Annotated in this window: 18 protein-coding genes and 1 tRNA gene; 5 read left to right on the top strand and 14 right to left on the bottom strand. The window is 57.6% G+C overall.

The window, feature by feature from the left end; all coding sequences use genetic code 11:
- Window positions 1-160: 160 nt before the first annotated feature.
- On the top strand, window positions 161-277 hold the full coding sequence (locus H6G52_RS00095; protein WP_099531763.1) for a photosystem II reaction center protein I: 117 nt from the start codon (window positions 161-163) through the stop codon (window positions 275-277).
- A gap of 332 nt (window positions 278-609) precedes the next feature.
- On the top strand, window positions 610-3,396 hold the full coding sequence (locus H6G52_RS00090) for a DUF3769 domain-containing protein (protein WP_190525669.1): 2,787 nt from the start codon (window positions 610-612) through the stop codon (window positions 3,394-3,396).
- 137 nt (window positions 3,397-3,533) lie between these two features.
- Here the strand turns inward: H6G52_RS00090 and H6G52_RS00085 are convergent, their stop codons facing one another.
- The gene (locus H6G52_RS00085; protein ID WP_099531761.1) at window positions 3,534-4,502 is read right to left on the bottom strand and encodes a DnaJ C-terminal domain-containing protein; all 969 of its coding nucleotides are present in this window, start codon (window positions 4,500-4,502) and stop codon (window positions 3,534-3,536) included.
- A gap of 260 nt (window positions 4,503-4,762) precedes the next feature.
- Here H6G52_RS00085 and H6G52_RS00080 point away from each other — a divergent pair, with 260 nt between their 5' ends.
- From H6G52_RS00080 to H6G52_RS00070, 3 genes are all read left to right on the top strand, one after another.
- Window positions 4,763-6,055, top strand: coding sequence for a S1 RNA-binding domain-containing protein (locus H6G52_RS00080; protein ID WP_242026094.1), 1,293 nt, complete (start codon window positions 4,763-4,765; stop codon window positions 6,053-6,055).
- Window positions 6,056-6,060: 5 nt separating this feature from the next.
- Entirely contained in the window at window positions 6,061-6,561 is a 501-nt protein-coding gene (locus tag H6G52_RS00075) for a hypothetical protein (RefSeq protein WP_190525667.1), read from the top strand.
- 77 nt (window positions 6,562-6,638) lie between these two features.
- Window positions 6,639-6,941 (top strand): TIGR02450 family Trp-rich protein, encoded by a 303-nt coding sequence (locus H6G52_RS00070; RefSeq protein WP_190525665.1) that lies wholly within the window; start codon window positions 6,639-6,641, stop codon window positions 6,939-6,941.
- 168 nt (window positions 6,942-7,109) lie between these two features.
- On the opposite strand, the gene H6G52_RS00065 is transcribed toward H6G52_RS00070, so the two are convergent.
- The 13 genes from H6G52_RS00065 to H6G52_RS00005 all read right to left on the bottom strand — a co-directional run bounded on the left by H6G52_RS00065 (window position 7,110) and on the right by H6G52_RS00005 (window position 17,430).
- A tRNA-Ser gene (locus H6G52_RS00065) sits at window positions 7,110-7,194 on the bottom strand.
- Window positions 7,195-7,206: 12 nt separating this feature from the next.
- Complete coding sequence (cobA, locus tag H6G52_RS00060) at window positions 7,207-8,055, bottom strand: uroporphyrinogen-III C-methyltransferase (protein ID WP_190354095.1); 849 nt, start codon at window positions 8,053-8,055, stop codon at window positions 7,207-7,209.
- 107 nt (window positions 8,056-8,162) lie between these two features.
- Window positions 8,163-8,351 (bottom strand): DDE transposase family protein, encoded by a 189-nt coding sequence (locus H6G52_RS00055; RefSeq protein ID WP_190525663.1) that lies wholly within the window; start codon window positions 8,349-8,351, stop codon window positions 8,163-8,165.
- Between the two features lie 140 nt (window positions 8,352-8,491).
- On the bottom strand, window positions 8,492-9,802 hold the full coding sequence (gene ctpC, locus H6G52_RS00050) for a carboxyl-terminal processing protease CtpC (RefSeq protein WP_190354094.1): 1,311 nt from the start codon (window positions 9,800-9,802) through the stop codon (window positions 8,492-8,494).
- A 76-nt stretch (window positions 9,803-9,878) separates the two neighbouring features.
- On the bottom strand, window positions 9,879-11,633 hold the full coding sequence (locus H6G52_RS00045) for a glycoside hydrolase family 3 N-terminal domain-containing protein (protein ID WP_190525661.1): 1,755 nt from the start codon (window positions 11,631-11,633) through the stop codon (window positions 9,879-9,881).
- Between the two features lie 111 nt (window positions 11,634-11,744).
- Window positions 11,745-12,026, bottom strand: coding sequence for a hypothetical protein (locus H6G52_RS00040; protein ID WP_190525659.1), 282 nt, complete (start codon window positions 12,024-12,026; stop codon window positions 11,745-11,747).
- Between the two features lie 290 nt (window positions 12,027-12,316).
- A complete protein-coding gene (locus H6G52_RS00035) occupies window positions 12,317-12,898 on the bottom strand; it encodes a hypothetical protein (protein ID WP_190525657.1) in 582 nt (193 codons plus the stop codon).
- A gap of 161 nt (window positions 12,899-13,059) precedes the next feature.
- Complete coding sequence (locus H6G52_RS00030; RefSeq protein ID WP_190525655.1) at window positions 13,060-13,815, bottom strand: biotin/lipoate A/B protein ligase family protein; 756 nt, start codon at window positions 13,813-13,815, stop codon at window positions 13,060-13,062.
- Between the two features lie 74 nt (window positions 13,816-13,889).
- A complete protein-coding gene (locus H6G52_RS00025) occupies window positions 13,890-14,339 on the bottom strand; it encodes a YbjN domain-containing protein (protein ID WP_190354091.1) in 450 nt (149 codons plus the stop codon).
- Window positions 14,340-14,559: 220 nt separating this feature from the next.
- Window positions 14,560-15,687 (bottom strand): class I SAM-dependent methyltransferase, encoded by a 1,128-nt coding sequence (locus H6G52_RS00020; protein WP_190525653.1) that lies wholly within the window; start codon window positions 15,685-15,687, stop codon window positions 14,560-14,562.
- A 291-nt stretch (window positions 15,688-15,978) separates the two neighbouring features.
- The gene (locus tag H6G52_RS00015; protein ID WP_190525651.1) at window positions 15,979-16,626 is read right to left on the bottom strand and encodes a type I restriction endonuclease subunit R; all 648 of its coding nucleotides are present in this window, start codon (window positions 16,624-16,626) and stop codon (window positions 15,979-15,981) included.
- Window positions 16,627-16,660: 34 nt separating this feature from the next.
- Entirely contained in the window at window positions 16,661-17,029 is a 369-nt protein-coding gene (locus H6G52_RS00010) for a XisI protein (RefSeq protein ID WP_190525649.1), read from the bottom strand.
- Complete coding sequence (locus H6G52_RS00005) at window positions 17,017-17,430, bottom strand: XisH family protein (RefSeq protein WP_190525647.1); 414 nt, start codon at window positions 17,428-17,430, stop codon at window positions 17,017-17,019. The genes H6G52_RS00010 and H6G52_RS00005 overlap by 13 nt, the downstream gene beginning before the upstream one ends.
- Window positions 17,431-17,805 lie beyond the last annotated feature (375 nt).

Here is a 17,805-nt window from a genome sequence, read left to right as displayed (position 1 = left end):
GCTGCCTTAGCCAAGCGTTCGATCGCGATTCGACAGTGCCCCTGTGGGCCCCCGTCGGCACTGAGTCACCGTTGGTAACTTCGCTATCGCGTTGGCCTTTGCCCCGGCTTGCCCCACAACTTGGCTGCCCAAGCCTCTTTCCTCGTTCGGAGCAATACAAATGCTGGCGCTTAAAATCACTGTATACGTTGTTGTCTCGTTCTTCATTGGCCTGTTTGTGTTTGGTTTTCTGTCCAACGACCCGGCCCGGAACCCCAACCGTCGCGATTTTGAATAAACCTGGGCTGGATTTTGGAATGCCATCGCTAGCCATCGATGGGTTGTCCATCGGCGCGATCGCAATTCCGAGCTTCAATCCTGCTCCTTGTGTTGATGATGAAACTCAGCGATAGCGACCAGTTTGCTACGCTGAGTTTTTGTGTGTGGCAGCAAGGATCCCAATGGCGGCATCTCTTGCCATATCCCCAGTACAATGACCACGCAAGCACGCTCACCCAAGGGATTGTCTGGGGCTGAGTAGTGGCCGGCTGGATGGTTTACTTGCGATCGAGATCCGGCTCGATGGTGTGGTTGATTGTCGTGATTTTTTGCCCATTGGACGACTGATTTATGCCCTACCCGGTGCTACCGCCCGAGATGCCGCCGCTAGTCCAGGACGTGGCTGTAACGCGGGAAACTGAGCCGACGGCCGCCGAGGGCGATCGCCCCCCTGAGCCAAATTCAACCGCCCCCGCGTCGGTTCCCCTGCGCCGGTTAGGATCTCTGCCGCCTCAGCCGGCTCGCAGCTTGCGGCCCGGATCCTTGCGAGATTTTCGGCAACAGCACCGCCAAGACCGACGGGCCGCCGACCAGTTGGGGCCGAATCGGGCCTTGATTCATATCGATCGACAAATCGATCGGCAAGTGGATCCGCCCAACCGACAAAACCCACCCCGCCCGCAGACCGAAGAGCGGACAACCGCCACCAGCAACGGGAAGAACCCGCCGGCTGGATTGCCGCCGCTACGTCGCTGGGCAAGACCCACTCGCGATCAAACAACGTCCCCCCAATTAACCCAGTCCACCGATCGACCGTCAGCCGCCAACCCTGGCCGACTCGGGGGATCCACAGCAGTCAGATCCACAACAGTTGGATCCACAACTGAGGGATCTACAACTGAGGGAGCAACGGTCTACGCCGCTCAGGATCCAACGAACCAACCCAATGCTCAAGGCGCTGGGCAACAGCTCCGGGCAGACAATCCCGATGAGGATCCCCTGCGGAATGTGCCACCCCTGTTTCCTCGGGAAGGGCCAGGGCCGGTGACCGAACCACCCAATGGAACCGAGGGGCCGGAGATACCGCCTCCCGAGCCAGCCACGGGCGATCCACCGTTCCCGCCGCGATCGAGCGATCAACCCCCATCCCCCACGGATCCGCAGCCGACAGAGCGACCGATCGACCCCGATCGACCGCCCCAACCGGTGAATGCGGGAGACCCCAACAATTCACCGAACCGAACCGATCGACCCGGTGGCGGTCGGCCCCCGCGGCCAGAGTTGCCCAATTTGCCCCCCGGCGCGATCGGGGCGATTGAAGTAACGGCCGATCGACAGGAATTCGACTCGGTTCGACAAATTTTCATCGCGATCGGCAACGTCACCATGCGTTACCAAGGAGCCGTGATCAATGCCGATCGACTCCAGGTCAGCCTTGACAATCGAATTGCCCTTGCAGAAGGCAACGTAGCCCTCACCCGTGGCCAGCAGGTGATTCGGGGCGCAAGGATGGAATACAACCTCGTGCAGGGGGATGGTTCCCTGTTTGAGAGCTACGGCGAAATTTTCCAGCCCACCACTGGCGAAGACTTTGCCCCGGCAGAGGTGATCACCGCCGGGCCCTATAATCCCGCCCTCGATCGCCCCTTGAGCGATCGCATTTCGGCCAACGAGCCGCTGCGGGATGTGCGCCAAACGGGTCAATTTGGGCTGCAAGTGGGCACGGGCAATTTTGGGCTACTGGATCCGCCGCCGGGCCAGGTGGGCGAGGTGCAAAACTTCCGCTTCCAGGCCGATCGGGTCGATTTTGACCCCAATGGCTGGGTGGCCCAAAACGTGCGGATCACCAATGATCCCTTTTCGCCCCCGGAAACGGAAATTCGGGCCGATCGGGCCCGGCTGCGGCGCTTGTCGCCCTTGCGGGATGAGCTAATTGCTGATCGCCCCCGGGTGGTGTTTGACAATCGCTTCACCCTGCCCCTGTTGGTGCGCCGAACGGTGATCGATCGCCGGGAACGGCCGCCCCAGCCCTTTGAAATTCGCTACGACGGTGAAGATCGAGGCGGGCTATACATTCAACGGCAATTCGACGTAATTCGCACGCCCCGAGTTCGTCTGCGGGTCACGCCTCAATACCTGATCCAGCGGGCCCTATTTGACGAACAAGCCAACGGGCCGATCGGGCTGGATGTGTTGGGCTTGCAGGCTCGACTGACAGCGCAACTGTCCCCCACCACTTCTCTGCTGGGCGTGGTGCGAGCCGTGACGCTCGATCCCGATCGCTTTGAAGATGACTTCCGAGGCAGCGTTCGGCTCAATCAAATCATCCCCACCGGTTGGGGGCCCCACTCCCTCACCCTGGAATATAGCTATCGCGATCGGTTATTTAACGGCTCCTTTGGGTTCCGCACCGTGCAACGCAGCATCGGGGCCGTCTTTGCCTCGCCCCAAATCCGGATTGGCAACACCGGCTTCATTGCCAACTACCAATTGGGCTACCAAAACATCAATGCCCAATCGGACTTTGGTGAATTGATTGATGAACCCAGCCGCAACACGGACGATCGAATCACCCTCGATCGCACGCAAATGGCAATTGCAGTGGCCCGCCCGATCGTCCTGTGGCGTGGCGAAGCTTTGCCGGCCACACCCGAAGCCGGCCTGCGCTACAGTCCTGTGGCCCTGCGGCCGAGCATCGTGCTGGTTCCCCGCTTGCAAATGGTTTGGCAAAACTACAGCAGCGGCGACTATCAAAACGTGCTCACCGGCTCGATCGTCCTCCAGGGACAGTTGGGCCATTTTTCCCGTCCTTGGCTAGACTACACGGCCTTCACCTTGGGCTACATCGAAAACTGGCGACATGGTTCCTCGCCGTTCCTGTTCGATCGCGTCGGGGATGCGCGGGTGGTGGTCGTTGGCCTCACGCAGCAAATTTATGGCCCCTTCCGGGTTGGCTTCCAGCAGGTCTACAACGTTGATACGGGCGAACGGATCGACAGTAACTACACCCTGGAATATAGCCGCCGCACCTACGGTCTGCTGTTGCGCGTTGATCCAGAGCGCCAATCCGGCTCCCTGCAACTGCGGATCACGGATTTCAACTGGACGGGCAGCGGTCAGGAATTTGGTGATATCTAGGCCCAATCGATCGATTATGGCCTGATCGCCTTCACCTCCAGCCTTGATCTAAAACGATCGGCAAGTCATGAAACAGATGCCATAAAGCGATTAACAGGTGGGCATTGCCCATCCCACCGGCCACTCAAACCTTGCTCTTAAATGGGCAGGTTGGCTCTGGGGTCGAACGACTCGATCGCCCGTAATTGCTCATACAACGCCAACTCATCGGTGCTCAATTGGGTTGGCGTAGCGATTTGGATTTCCACAATCTGATCGCCCCGGCGATCGCGGTTGATCGGATAGCCCTTATTCGACAGGCGCAGCCGCTGGCCGTGGCGCACCCCGCGCGGCAGGTTCATCTTCACCATCCCATCCAAGGTCGGTACTTCGATCGCGCTGCCCAACACCGCCTCGCTGGGGGTGACTGGTACTTCGCAATAGAGATCGACCCCCTCCAGCCGGAAAAAGTCGTGGGGGGCGACGGTGATTTTCAGGAACAAATCACCGCCATTAATTCCCTGATTTTTGAGGCGGATCCGCTGGCCAGTCACCAACCCTGGCGGCATGTTCACCTCCAGAGATCGGCCGTCTTCTAGTCGAATTCGTTCCCGGCCGCCACTGAAGGCCTTTTCTAGGGGAATGGTTAACCGTGCTTCCGCATCCCGGGCAACCGGTGGCTTCACGGTATAGGCCGTGCGGGTTGTGCCGGGCCGGTAGTAATCTCGATTGCCGGGCTGGGGTGGGGCCGTCGGTTCGCCGCGTCGATTCAACAGCCGATCGACAAAGCTATTGAAGTCAATAAACTCGCTGTAGTCCAGGTTGTCGGCCACCCGAGATTCGGAGCGATCGCCCCAGGTGCGTCCTGCCGCTGCCCGCCGGGCATTTTGGAATCCCTTCTGTTTCCAAAATTTGCTGTATTCGTCGTATTGGGCCCGCTTGGTTGTGTCCGAAAGTACCTCGTAGGCTTCGCCAATGTCCTTGAATCGCTCTTCGGCTTCCTTGTTTCCGGGGTTCAGGTCGGGGTGATATTGCCGAGCCAGTCGCCGGAAGGCCCGTTTAATTTCGTCGCCGCTGGCCTCTTTGGCAACACCGAGAATTGCGTAGTAGTTGCGGAAGTTTTGCATTCGGGGAGGTCAAGTTCAAACGGCTGCGATCGCGATCGGCGCTTCGGCTTTCCAGCTTACCGCGATGGGCCCTTAGGCGTTCGATCGGCTAACCGATCCGGTCGATTGGCAGCGCGATCGGCAATCTGCGGCCATCTAACGACCGGCCGCAGATTGCGATCGCCCAACCATTCCAAGCGCGATCAGCAGCAGGTGACCAGAGCCGGATCGGGAGCGTCCTGGATCAACCCGCATGTCTTAATCCATGTCTTGATCTAGGGATGCCCGCTGACCCCGGAAGATCGCCCCTCAGCTATAGTGAGGGGATGGAGCCAATCACGGCGCGATCGCCCGTCCGGCTCGGATTTTTGACTTGTTATTTGCTGATTAAACCCATCATGGCCGCAAAACCCGCTGCTCCCTCCTTTTCCATGGAGGACTTCATGGCTGCCCTCGACGAAAAAACCGTCTCTTTTGAGGCGGGGCAACGGGTCAAGGGCAAACCCTTTGAGTACGCCAACGACGGGGTTTATGTAGACATTGGCGGCAAATCCGCTGCGTTTTTGCCGGTGCGCGAAGCCGCCATGCGCGAACCCTCGGGCGCTGAGGAACTGCAAAACCTGTTGCCGCCCAATGTGGAGCGCGAGTTCATTGTGCTCAAGGAAGCCAACGCAGATGGTCAGGTGACCATTTCAATTCGACAAATGGTGTTGGATCAGGCCTGGAAAGAGTTGGCCAAGGCCCAAGAGGAAAAACAGGCGATCGCCGCGCGTGTGAATGGGGTCAACAAAGGCGGCGTGACGGCGGCCGTGATGGGCTTGCGGGGGTTCATTCCCCGATCGCACCTGGTGGAGCGGGAGGATTTGGACTCGTTGGTGGGCCAAACCTTGACCGTCGTGCCGATCGAGGTGAACCGCAATGCCAAAAAATTGGTGCTCTCGAACCGGGAAGCGGCCAAGGTGGGCCTGATGGCACGCCTGAAGGTGAACCAACTCATTGAAGGTAAAATCACCGGGATTCGCCCCTTTGGCGTGTTTGTGAGCTTTGAGGGCAACACAGGGCTGCTGCATGTCAAGCAAATGAGCCAAGCCCATGTGGCCTCGATCGAGGATCTGTTCAGCCAGGGCGAAAGGATCCGGGCCGTGATTATGGAAATTGATGAGTGGAAGGGACGGATCGCCCTCTCAACAGCGGTGCTGGAAAATCATCGGGGCGAAATGTTGGAAAACAAGGCCACGGTGATGACCGAGGCGATCGCCCGTCATGCCCAGCTTTATCCCCACTGGGACGCAGAGCCGGAGCCGATCGCGGAGTCCAGCCCGGAGCCAACCGAGCAGCCCACCGCCCCAGAAGCCGCAGAATCGATCGCACCGACTGACTCAAGTGAGTCAAGCGAATCAAGCGAATCAACCGCAGCCCAGGCCAGCCCCGAGGCGATCGCCCCGGAAACGCCAGACAACCCGGCAGCAGTGGAACCCGCCACCAAGCCAGAACCGGCCCCTGCGCCCAAGGCCCCGATCCGGCTGGTGGATTTGAAACCGAAACCTAGCCGCGCTCCTGAGTCGGACGCATAGCCCCTATGATCCCGATCGCCCTGGTCTTGGCCCTTTGCCTGGAATGGGCGATCGCCCCGGCGGCGATCGCGGGTTTGCCTCCTAGCCCACTCGCCCAAGCCACCCCGAACCAACCGGCAGAAATTCGGAGCGATCGGCTGGGGTTCAATGGCCTGCGCTTGGGCGACAATCCCCAGCGGGTGCGCGCCCGACTGGGCCGGCCCCAACGCACCCAAAACCAGCCCCCTGGCAACTATGACCGCTACGAGGCTTGGTATTACCCCAACCTGATTTTGGGCTTTGGTGATGGAGCGTTGGCCATGATCACGACGACGCGGCCCAACTGGGGAACGGCTGAAGGGGTACGGGTGGGCGATCGCTCCAGCCGCATCCTGGCCGTTTACGGAGAACCCAATTGGCGCAATTCCGATCGCTGGGGCTACCTGACCGATGACGGGGCTTTTTTGACCTTGCGCCTACGGGGCGATCGGATCGTGGAAATTCTCTGCGGTTGGCTGCCCGATTAAGTTGGCTGCCCGATTAAGTTGGTTACCCAATTTTTAAGTTGGTTGCCCAATTCATGATTCAGCACCCATGAGCAACCATGGCTAAAAAGCAAAAATTTCCGCATCTCTTGGGTTCCAAGTGGACGGCCCGCCAGCGCACCTTCGGCTGGCGACATTTCCAGGTGAACAATCGCAAAAACGAGGGCGATCGAGTCTATGCGGAATTGGTGGCCTCCTGCGATCCCAATGCGCGGTTTTGGATTGATGCGCGCAATCTCAAAAACCGTGATCTGTGGGCAGCGGGCTGGCAAACCCTCGAAGAAATTGAAATTCTGGCAGCGGTCGATCGGGGCGATGACCTGAGCGAAGAAGTGGAAGTGCTGCACCCGGACGCGTTGTGATGCCCAGCCCCCAGCCGCCACTTGGAAGGGCCATGGGGCTAGGGCCGATCGTCATTTCCTAGGATCAGTTGATTTTCCATGCACAACCGTCGTAACAGGGGGCTTGAGCATCTTGTCCCCCGCTCGATCGATCAACGGTTGTATTAGGGTGGTGGGAATAAAGATCAACGGAGAGGGTGGGATTCGAACCCACGGAACCTTGCGGCTCACTCGATTTCAAGTCGAGCGCATTCGACCACTCTGCCACCTCTCCCGGTAAGCCCTGTTATTTTACCCCTGTCGGCGCAAAATCGACCCCTGATTCTGAGATTTCCCACCCAGTCAGCGGAATTTGAAACTGCTGCGGGGCTGCGATCGCGGCCAAATCTGCCCGGAACTGCACCACGGGGCCAATGATGGCGATCGCCGGGGCAGAAAATCCCGTTTCGGTCACTCGATCGCACACCGTTTCTAAGGTGGCCACCAATTCCGCCTGTTCAGGACGGGTTCCCCACCGAATCAGCGCCACGGGATCGGTGGGCGATCGCCCCGCTGAAATCAAGGCGGGCACAATCTGGTTCAGGTTATGCACACCCATATAGATCACGATCGTTTCAGCACTTTGGGCGATCGCTGACCAATTCACCTGGGGGCGATATTTCCCCGCCGACTCGTGCCCCGTCACAAACACCACCGATGAGCTGTAGTCGCGATGGGTTAAGGGAATGCCCGCATAGGCCGGCGCAGCGATGCCAGCCGTCACGCCCGGCACCACCTCCACCGGCACACCCGATCGCAACAGATCTTGCATTTCCTCCCCCCCTCGGCCAAACACAAAGGGATCGCCCCCTTTCAGCCGCACCACGATCGCCGCTGTCTGGGCTTTTTCAATCAGTAATTGGGTGGTTTCTGCTTGCAACTTTGAGTGACGGCCCCGGCGTTTTCCCGCGTCAATTCGTTCCGCCTGGGGATTAATCATGGCCAGAATCGGGGCACTCACCAACGCATCGTAAACCACCACATCGGCCAATTCGAGCAATGTCTTTCCCTTCAGGGTCAGCAAGCCCGGATCGCCAGGCCCCGCCCCCACCAAATAAACCTTCCCGATCGGCTGGGGAGTCGCAAAGTCGGTCATGAATGAGAACTACCGGAACGTTCGAGATATTGATCTTAAAGGATGCCTGAGCAGTATTTCGGGGAGCAATTTTGGGGTCATGGGCTACCGACATCGCCCAACTGTGCCTACTGGGGTTTGCATTTACCCGCACGAATCAGCCCCACGCGCTTGGCGATCGCCTCCGCCAGCTCGCCATAGGGGCCCCACCGATCGCCCGTTGGATGGGGATTGGGCAAATCGGCCAGGCGATCGCTCGGGACAATTTCGCAGCGATCGTCTGCACAGCGCACAATATAGAGTCCCGGGACTTCCATCAACGTCTTCAATCTGTTGATTAACCCTAATTACCGAAATTGCCGATCGGCCAATTAATTAATCAATCACCCAATTGAGCAATCACCGAGCCGATCGCCCGTTGATGAACAGCAGCTTGCTTCCTCAAAGATCTAATCAGCTATCGGGGAGCAGTAGCGGCGCTGGCTCCAGCATTTTCACCATCCTTCAGCTTGGCAATTTCCCCTTGCAACACTTCCAGGGCCTTCGCGTATTGGGCATCTTCTAGCGTGCCAATTTTGTCGCGGTTTTCACTCAGGAACTCCCGTTGTTGATCGGTCAATTCCACCTTGATATCGGGATCGATCCCGTGTTTGTTGATGTCGCGACCGCTGGGAGTCAAATATTTAGCCACCGTCACCGCCATCCCGGAACCATCGCCCAGGTTCCGAACTGACTGCACCAACCCTTTCCCAAAGGTTTTCGTACCAATCAAAACGGCGCGTTGATTGTCCTGCAAAGCTCCAGACAGAATTTCACTGGCGCTGGCAGACCCCCCATCCACCAAAACCACGAGGGGTTTGTTCGTGAGGGCCGTGCGGTTGGCCTGTTGCCGATCGGTCTCGCCGTTGCGATCGACCGTGGACACGATCGCCCCCTCATTCATCCACATCCGCGCGATGTCAATGCTGGCATACAGCAAGCCACCGGGATTGGAGCGTAAATCCAACACATAGCCAGAAACGTTTTGGGATTCTAGCTTTTGGATGGCTTCGCGCATTTCCGTGGCGGCGTTGGCGCTGAATTGGGTCAGGCGAATGTAGCCGATCGGGGCTGTGCCGTCTTTGGGCCGCTCGCTGAAACTCACCGGATGCAGCTCAATACGGGCCCGCTCGATCGTGTAAGTCATGGTGCGATCGCCCCGTTGCAGGGTCAACACCACCGTGGTTCCCACCGGGCCGCGAATCAGCTTCACGGCTTGGTTAATATCCATCCCCTTGGTGGATTTGCCGTCAATGCTCAGGATTTTATCCTTCGATAAAATGCCCGCCTTGGCCGCCGGGGAGCCATCGATCGGGGAAACAACGACCAATTCCTTGGTTTTCTTGTCTTCACCCAACTGCAATCCCACCCCCGTCAGTTCACCGGAGGTGTCGATTTGCATGTTGCGGAACTCATCGGGATCCATGAAGCGAGTGTAAGGATCGCCGAGTTTTTCCAGCATTTCCCGAATCGCTTTGTAGGCCGCTTCGGGTTGGGTATAGTCGCGGTTCAAATAGTCTTGGCGCACCGCTTGCCAGTCCACCTGGTTGAAGGTGCCATCCACATAGAGCCGATCGACAATTTGCCAAACCTCGTCGATCACTTCCTTCGGGTTTTCTTGGAAGAAAGCATGACCTTGCGAAAGGTGAATGCCCGCGCCTGTCAGAGTCACAGCAGCCACCGTTGTGGCCGCCGCACCTAAAACGAGCTTGCTATTCGCGATCGGCATAAGGCTCTAGTTCATCATTCGCGCGTCTCATTCTCATCATAGTGTTTTGCCGGGTCGATGGCGATTGGCAAGGCAATTAGGGCATCACTTGATTGAACAGGCTGCCCAGGGCGATCGCTTGGGCCCGGGGCATTTGGCCATAGCTGAATCGGTAGGGAATTTTTGACCCCAACAGCGGCCGCATAGTTTCTAGCAGGTAAGGACTGCCGTATAAAATCACGCCCGCTAATTGGTGGGATTCTTGAAGGGCTTTCAGCCAAGCGATCGCCCCTTGGGTGAGGTTGGCGCTGCCTCGGAAGGGATTGCCCCGGGCAAAAATTTGCAAAAGGGTGGGTTGCTGGGCCGCCAGGGAACCGATCGCCTCGAAATCTACCGGGCTGTAGCTGTCCACAATTTGCAGTTGCCCGATGCCCCACTGGCGCGGCCAGGCGATCGCCGGGACAAATTGCCCCAGGAAGTCACTGGCGATCGCGTCATCCACCACGATCAAATTGCGGGCGATCGGGCACTGGGTTGGAGTATCGGCCGGGGAGTCGATCGCCGCTTCGGGGGTCAGCTCTGCCAAAGTGCCCAAATTTTCCAAGGCTTCCTGGGCTAAGGTGCGATCGGGCGTTTCGGGTGTTTCGGGCGATCGGGGCAGGGCCAACACCCCGTTACCACCGCCCAAACTGCCTTCCAAAATGGCCGTCACGGTGGCTTGGTGCTGGGGCTGGCCCAATTGTCCCCGCAGGTCGATCGCGCTGGGGGGAACGTCGGCCGCCTGTCGATCGGCCGCCTGAAAAACCTTGCCCTTGGCTTGCCAAATCCGCGCCACCGATTCCCGAATCCGCTCCGGGGAAATGCGTCCCGCCTCCACAGCCTGGGCCACGGCCTCGATCGCCCCCGGGGGATCCACCGGCATCAACAAAATATCAGCCCCCGCTTCCACGGCCATCACGGGCGCTTCGTTGGCCCCATAGTGCCGAGCGATCGCCCCCATCACCAGCGCATCGGTCACAATTAGCCCCCCAAAGCCCAAGTCTTGCCGCAGCAACTGGGTCAAAATCGATCGCGACAGGGTGGCGGGCAGTTGGGCATCAAGGGCGGGAATTTGCAAATGGGCACTCATCACCGCATCCACACCGGCCTCGATCGCCGCCCCAAAGGGAGGCAGCTCGATCGCGTTCAATCGTGGGCGATCGTGGGGAATCACCGGTAGAGACAAATGGGAATCGATCGCCGTGTCGCCATGGCCCGGAAAATGCTTGGCCGCCGTCAAAATCGGGAACTGATGGGCCCCGGCGATGAAGGCCGCGGCCAGTTGCCCGACCAATTGCGGATCGTCCCCAAACGATCGCACATTAATCACCGGATTAGCAGGATTGTTATTCACATCCACCACCGGCCCCAGCAACCAATTCAGCCCGATCGCTTGGGCTTCCGCTGCCGTCATGGCTCCCAAGTTGTGGGCCAAGGTCAGCGCTTGGGGTAAGTCCTGCTGTGCCAACGCGCCGAGGGCCATCAGGGGCGGCCCTTGGGTGGCTCCCCCAAACCGCTGCCCCACGCCCTCTTCAATATCCGCCGCAATCAGCAGAGGCACGGGGGCCCACCGTTGAAACTCATGGGTTCGCAGCGCCACCTCTGCCGCGCCCCCACCCAGCAGAATCACGCCCCCCACGCCCAACTCCTGGATCCAAGATTCCAGCACCGAGGCGATCGGCTCCCAAGCGGGATAGCGAATTTGGGCATCAAACAGAAAGCCCGAAGCCCGCACAACAACCATTTGGGCAATCTGTTGGCGCAGGGTCAGGCGATCGAGGTCAGGCAAGGGGAACGGGGCCGAAACAGTCATGGCAGCAACTCTAGGCAACTTCTCGCGATTCCTGGTGGAACCATAACCAACAATGAGGCTTTTCGGCCAGCATAGGCTCGTAATCGCACTCACAGCCAAGCAATGCCGTGCTCACTTTTGCTGCTGTTTGCGTTCGTGCTCATCCGGGTCTTGGCCGCAAATCACCTTGGCCGCCTCAAACCCGTCCTGTCGATTTTGGTCAATGCATTCCGACCAGGCTTTGTTTTTCTCGATTGCCCGTTCAAAATCAGACTTGCCAAACAGCACATTCCACATCGGCGGCACGATCGCCATCATCGTCGCACCAAACAACACACACACCACCCGTTCAACCCAAACGTTGGATCGCTTAGGGGACTTGTCGGAAACCGTCTTGGTAATTTTGGGAGCCATCGGACTGGATGAAAAACTAGCCCAATCCTAGCGAAGAAGGCGAGCCAATCGGGCCCTCTTTCGCCTCTTCTCACTCCGAATCCATCCGCTGTAGTGGATCCTTCAATTTCTAAAGATCATCCGTTTCAACCCCCAGGATCCGGGCAACCTGCATGATCACCACAACTTCCTTGGATACCATAGCCGCCTGCTTTTACCGCTGAGATCGCATCTTTCTTCTTAACGGTGAGATTATTCCACCACCATTGATTGCGGGCCCGCCCCTTCAACAAACCCGACTTAACCGCCTCTCAAGGCAGGTCGATCGCCCCCATAGCCTCAAGGGCCTTCCACAACACCGCCACCCCCACTTGTTCCGACACCGCTTGGGGATCGAACTTACCATCGGCCACATATTTTCCCGCTTGATAGTGATTGCTCCCGCTCCACAGATAGGGCGTGAGCACCGTGGGGCGATAGAGCCGATAGCCAAAGCCGTTGAACCGTTCGGCTCGCCACAGCCAAGCCCCCAAGGAATGATCCTTCACGCGCGGGCCGTCAAACTCCTTGAGGGTGAGGGCATCGATCGCGCTGTCTTCCCAAGTTTTGAAGGGGCCCCGCCCGATCGGCTCGATCGTGGTGCGCTGGCTGAGGGGTTGCCCGTTGTGTAAATGGCAGCGAAAGTCACAGGTGGACTCTAGGTTGTGAATCGCCGCCACAAACCACCAGGGCACTTGGATCGCAGTCTCAATGGCCCCATAGCGCGATCGAAACTTCAAAGCGCGATCGGCTGCTTGCTTGGCCCTGGCTTGCCAGTTGGAGCGGATTTGGCAAGTTTCCCAGAGGCGATCGTATTCAGGCTTGAGATCCGGAAGGCGGGTGGAGGAAACCATCGCGAGGACAACGACAGGCGTTGCAATCTCTCTGCTAAATCCACGATAACGCTGGACGGAGATGAGGGCGCTGGGTTGGGGAAATTGTTAATGCTGTTTGAGCATATTGTCTGAGCGTATTGTCTGAGCGTACCGATTGATTACGGCAATTGATCACGGCATTAGCGATCGGCCCGGGAACGATCGGGCAACTCCTGTTCCTGGGCCAGGGCCCGAATGGCCGCCCATTCCCGATCGCTCAAGGGTTGTTCCTCCAGCTCGATCGAGAACGTATCCCGAGCGGCCTGAGTCAGGGTCGCCACCAGGTGCGATCGGGACAGGGGCGGCAACCGGGGTTCCAGCGGCTCCGTGCCAAAGATCTGGCCATGGAGCGATCGGTTGGGATACAGGGCGATCGAACCATGTTGCAGCACCGCCGCGCCTCGCAAATATTGAGCGCTGCCGATTAACTTTTCGCCGCCGTCAGCCAGCACCAAATCCGCATCGGTGGCCAGCGCAAAACAGTTGGCTTGGTTACGCAAACCGACCGATCGCCCCTCGCCAAACCGCAACTCCACCCCCAGAGCCTGCCAACCCGCAATCAAAAATCGACAAATGCGGCAATAGGCATCCCGACGGCTGCCGAACTGGGAGCCAATGACCGCATAGGTGAGATCATCCCCATGGAGCACTGCCCGGCCCCCCGTGGGCCGCCGCACCAGGGGAATCGGGCGATCGGCCCATTGCAACTGTTCCCAAGCGGCCGGGTAACGCCGTTGATGGAACCCCAGAGAAATGGTGGGTTCCGACCAGGTATAAAACCGCAGAACCGGCGGGCCCGCTGCTTGAACATGCTGCTCAAACAACCAGCGATCGGTCGCCATTTGCACCGCGCCGGATTCGTTCAGGGTTGGGATCAGTCGCCAGCGATCGCCCATGGCCTCAATTGGTGAATAGCCTCAATTTGTGGATATATCAATCGCGGCCCCGCAACTCGCCAGCAAAAGCCGCTTTAACCAAATTCCGCTTGCAGTGCTTCATCATTGTCATCGGCGATCGAAGCCACCAGCGTGATCGATCGGGAAATTTCCCCCGGCGACAGTTCCGCCACCGTGCGGGTTGTGGTCACCACCACAGAATTTTCCGCGATCGCGTAGCGGGCCTCAAAGGTGCTCAACCAATTAGCCGCCATCAGTTTTTTCAGCAACCCGGCCTCATCCTTCACCGGCAGATTCAACACCGATGACCACACCGTCAAAGTGTCATCGTCGGTTTCGCCCGTCAGTTGCACATAGACCTCCACCGAGCCGTATTGAAACCGCCAAAGGGACGATCCGCCGCTGCGATTAACCATAGCGCTGTTTTCTGTGGCCAAGCTGGAGATCACCGTTTCGATCGTCTCGATCGCGCTGGTGGGCCCTTCTGCTACGTCCAACAAAGCTTCTTCCGCCGCCGTTGTCATAGGTCTAAGTCAAGTGTTGAGTCAGGTTAGCGGGCTGGAGGGGATTTCGCCCCGCAGGAGCCGAGCAACTGGCCACAGGCCAGCCGCCCGATCGCCCCATGCCCACCCCATCCAGTGTGGTCGCAACGCTCGATCGATGCAACTGATACTGAATGTCTAATGCTGAACGTCTATTGCTGAGCGTCTGATGCTGAATATCTATTGCTGGATATTCGGGATCTTAATTTTCAGGATTTTCAGGGCGATCGCTCGGCTTCCGGGCCACCCAATATTTGCTCAGGAAATGGGTTGAGGTTTCCACCTGCTCAAACCCGGCCTTGTCCAAATAGGCCACCAAATCATCCGTGATGTAGTGGCGATAGAACGGTTCATGGAACGCCGCCGGGAACCCTGCCAACACCGGCTCCAGTTCCGGCGCATCGGCCGCCTGAATTGAATCGCACAGCACCACCGTGCCCCCCGGCTTCGTCACCCGGAACAGCTCTTGGATCACCTGGGAGCGCACCGGCCCCGGCAACTCATGAAACAAAAACGTGCTGGTGGTGATGTGGAAATAGTCATCCACATAGGGCAGCGCTTCCCCTTGGCCCTGGGCGAGTTGGGGCAGCTCACCGGGCTGTTGCGACAACATTTGATTCGCCTTGCGCAGATAGGCCGGCGACAGATCCAGCCCAAACAGCGCCGCCTTGGGCAGAATCGATCGAATGAATCGCAGGGTGCGCCCCGTCCCGCAAGCCACATCCAGCACCCGCAGATCGCGCCCCGTCACTTCTGGGAAAGCGCGTGCCCCCTGGGCGATCGAGGCCAACACCCGCCGCCGCATCGCATCCGCCGTCCCGTTAAACAGCAATTCCACCTGCAAATCGTACAAATTCGCAGACCAATCGCTCAGATAGCCATCGGTTTGGTAGTGGAAATTTTGTAGGTAATACTTCGGATAACCATTGGTGTCGATCGAGGGCGAAAACTCCTGAAAGCGCTTTTCCGACAGGCGCATCCACGTTTGGAACCCATCCCAAATCACCAACGGATAGAACTTCAGGAACTCATCCCAAGCATTTTCAAACACCAACTCAGGCCCATAAACCCCCCGCTCCACATCCTGCCAATCGGTTTCCAGCAGCGTTTGCATCCGGCGCTGCAACAACTGGAACACCTCCGGCGGCAGGCTTTGATTTCGTTGGGGCAGGGGTTTGATCGCATTCAAAACCCGCGTGTTCATTTGCTTGTGGGCCAAGCTAAAAGCTCCCTTGCCCTGCTGAAACGTCTGATAGGCCAGCTTCAGCAGGTCATTAGGATTCGGCAGCGAAAAAGGTTGCTGTGGGCGGCGATCGGTGGTGGCAGTCATGGCAATGGAAAATTTTGAAGGGCGATCGACCCGAGACCGGGAATGCGTCGATCGCTTGGATTATTAAGGGGCAAGTCCCCGGCGAAAACCAAACCCCGATGGCAATTGGGGCGGTCTTGAGGGTCTATTGTAACGAAAACTTTACGATCAATCGGGCGATCGGGCAGCGAAGCAGCCTGCTGGCGCGGTTTTCTCCCAGCATCGATATAACCAAACAACCGATCTTTAGAATGCTGAGGGCGATCGATCGCAATTTGGATGTTGTGGCACTGTTGGGTTTTGGCGGGGTGGTTAGACGCGAATCTCCTCGACCTGTGAGGCAATGGACTTTAATAATCGCAATACACCATATAGCCCGTTTTCTGGTTGGGAATAGATTGAAAAATCACTGGAAATCGCGTAGTGATTGCCTTGGATTTTCAAAAATAAAAAGTTATCGCCATTGGTGACTAATGCAAACAGGGGGCGATCGCGATCGGGGTTGGCGCAGGCATCAACTAAGGCCTGGGGAATGCCTGTTGAAGCGGCAAATCGGGTGCGTTTTGACTCGACGATCGCCACCCACAATTCTTGGCAAATCACCAACGTATCAATTCGCCCGGTGTAGCGTTCATTGCGATCGTCCACCACAATTTCGACGCTGGCTTCTGCTTGGAGCCGAAAGGGCGGATCGCAAAATCCTGCGAGATAAAGCAACGGCGAAACCAACAATAAGTTCACCGTTGCTTCGGTCAAATCTCCTTCGGCACTGCTGTAGCGATAGCTGGCACGAATGCGATCGAGGGTTTGGCATTCTGCTGGACTGAGAGTGATTTGGGCAGCTTGGGCGGCGGTTGCTTCGGCAAAGAAGGCGGGGTCAACGGTGGGGTTGAGCTGAAAGCGCGTTTCGACCTGGCGCAGACTGAGGAAGGATTGGGCGATCGCGAGGGTGTCTGGCATGGTTTCCTCCAAGAATGCAGCAATCCATCAACCTCTAACCTAGGGCAAATTCGGTGAAGGAGCGGATGCTGGGGTGATGGTAGCCCAGCACCAAATCTTCCTTGGGCACACCGCGATCGAGCAGTTGTTGCACGATTTCGATTTCGGTGCCGTTGTATTGAACCCAAATTTTGGCATCCTCTGGGCTGCTGCTTTTGATGTCAATGTGCATGATCAGGCCATAGTCGCGTCGCTTGGTTGTCCAGCCATCAATGACGACGGCATAGCGATCGTTGGCTTCATCAAAAATGGGGTTAACGGCGATCGCCCTGGCTTCGGGACGAATGGAAGCGTTGCGACGAAATTCGCAAAAATCGTTCAGCACTTCTTTGACGTATTGCCGATAGGTCGCTAGTTTTTCCATAGGGCAATGGTCTCCGTTGCGGGTTCATAAACTAACAGCTTGATTTGATAGTTCGTGATCGACATTTTGATAAATTCAAGCGTAAAGAAGCTTTCATAAATGACTTGGGGAACAGCCAGGAAGAGTTCCCGCGCAGGATCACTGACTTGTAAGGCTAATCGATAATTCAAAAATTGACCGAGTGCTAAATGAAACTCAGCGATTTCGGATCGGCCGCCAAAGGTTTTAATTTCTACGGCGATTTTCTGGCCGGCGCGTTCTGCTGCCAGCAGCTTTTCTGCCCCCAAGTCGATATACAAATCAACACCACCGAGCTTGAGACTCAGGGGATCATCCGTAATCGACCAATTTTCTTTTTCTAATGCGTTGCGAACCGCTTGGTGAAATAGATCTTTGGCCATAGAAATTGTCTTGGGCGATCGCGTTAGGCTTGCGAGCTGAGTTGGATTTTAGCTTAATCCCCAATTCTGCCGTAGGGTGCGTAGGGCAACGTTTTCTGGGTTTCTGATGTTTTCTTTGTGCCCTACGCACCGCCACCGTTGGCGCAGATCAACCGACTCGTGATCCCGAGGGGCGATCGATGGTGCGTGGGAGCCAAACCAGCCAAGCCGCTACCCCGAAAGCGTTCTCCCACAGCACCCTACGCGATCACCTCAAAATTTCGTAGATACTGTGTTCCCCGGATAGACGCAAGGGGCTGAGAGTGAAGAAAGGTAAAGCTTAAGAGCCAGGAGCTGTGGCGACCGCTAGTTGGCTGGGGTCAAACGGTCTGCCAT

This window comes from Limnothrix sp. FACHB-881, from assembly GCF_014698135.1.
Lineage (GTDB): Bacteria > Cyanobacteriota > Cyanobacteriia > CACIAM-69d > CACIAM-69d > CACIAM-69d.
This window is presented reverse-complemented; position numbering and strand designations above follow the sequence as displayed.

Bases quoted from the DNA above. Each gene is read 5' to 3' on its own strand.
- H6G52_RS00095 (WP_099531763.1), top strand. From the start codon at position 161: ATGCTGGCGCTTAAAATCACTGTATACGTTGTTGTCTCGTTCTTCATT.
- H6G52_RS00090 (WP_190525669.1), top strand. From the start codon at position 610: ATGCCCTACCCGGTGCTACCGCCCGAGATGCCGCCGCTAGTCCAGGAC.
- H6G52_RS00085 (WP_099531761.1), bottom strand. From the start codon at position 4,502: ATGCAAAACTTCCGCAACTACTACGCAATTCTCGGTGTTGCCAAAGAG.
- H6G52_RS00080 (WP_242026094.1), top strand. From the start codon at position 4,763: ATGCCCGCTGACCCCGGAAGATCGCCCCTCAGCTATAGTGAGGGGATG.
- H6G52_RS00075 (WP_190525667.1), top strand. From the start codon at position 6,061: ATGATCCCGATCGCCCTGGTCTTGGCCCTTTGCCTGGAATGGGCGATC.
- H6G52_RS00070 (WP_190525665.1), top strand. From the start codon at position 6,639: ATGGCTAAAAAGCAAAAATTTCCGCATCTCTTGGGTTCCAAGTGGACG.
- cobA (WP_190354095.1), bottom strand. From the start codon at position 8,055: ATGACCGACTTTGCGACTCCCCAGCCGATCGGGAAGGTTTATTTGGTG.
- H6G52_RS00055 (WP_190525663.1), bottom strand. From the start codon at position 8,351: ATGGAAGTCCCGGGACTCTATATTGTGCGCTGTGCAGACGATCGCTGC.
- ctpC (WP_190354094.1), bottom strand. From the start codon at position 9,802: ATGCCGATCGCGAATAGCAAGCTCGTTTTAGGTGCGGCGGCCACAACG.
- H6G52_RS00045 (WP_190525661.1), bottom strand. From the start codon at position 11,633: ATGACTGTTTCGGCCCCGTTCCCCTTGCCTGACCTCGATCGCCTGACC.
- H6G52_RS00040 (WP_190525659.1), bottom strand. From the start codon at position 12,026: ATGGCTCCCAAAATTACCAAGACGGTTTCCGACAAGTCCCCTAAGCGA.
- H6G52_RS00035 (WP_190525657.1), bottom strand. From the start codon at position 12,898: ATGGTTTCCTCCACCCGCCTTCCGGATCTCAAGCCTGAATACGATCGC.
- H6G52_RS00030 (WP_190525655.1), bottom strand. From the start codon at position 13,815: ATGGGCGATCGCTGGCGACTGATCCCAACCCTGAACGAATCCGGCGCG.
- H6G52_RS00025 (WP_190354091.1), bottom strand. From the start codon at position 14,339: ATGACAACGGCGGCGGAAGAAGCTTTGTTGGACGTAGCAGAAGGGCCC.
- H6G52_RS00020 (WP_190525653.1), bottom strand. From the start codon at position 15,687: ATGACTGCCACCACCGATCGCCGCCCACAGCAACCTTTTTCGCTGCCG.
- H6G52_RS00015 (WP_190525651.1), bottom strand. From the start codon at position 16,626: ATGCCAGACACCCTCGCGATCGCCCAATCCTTCCTCAGTCTGCGCCAG.
- H6G52_RS00010 (WP_190525649.1), bottom strand. From the start codon at position 17,029: ATGGAAAAACTAGCGACCTATCGGCAATACGTCAAAGAAGTGCTGAAC.
- H6G52_RS00005 (WP_190525647.1), bottom strand. From the start codon at position 17,430: ATGGCCAAAGATCTATTTCACCAAGCGGTTCGCAACGCATTAGAAAAA.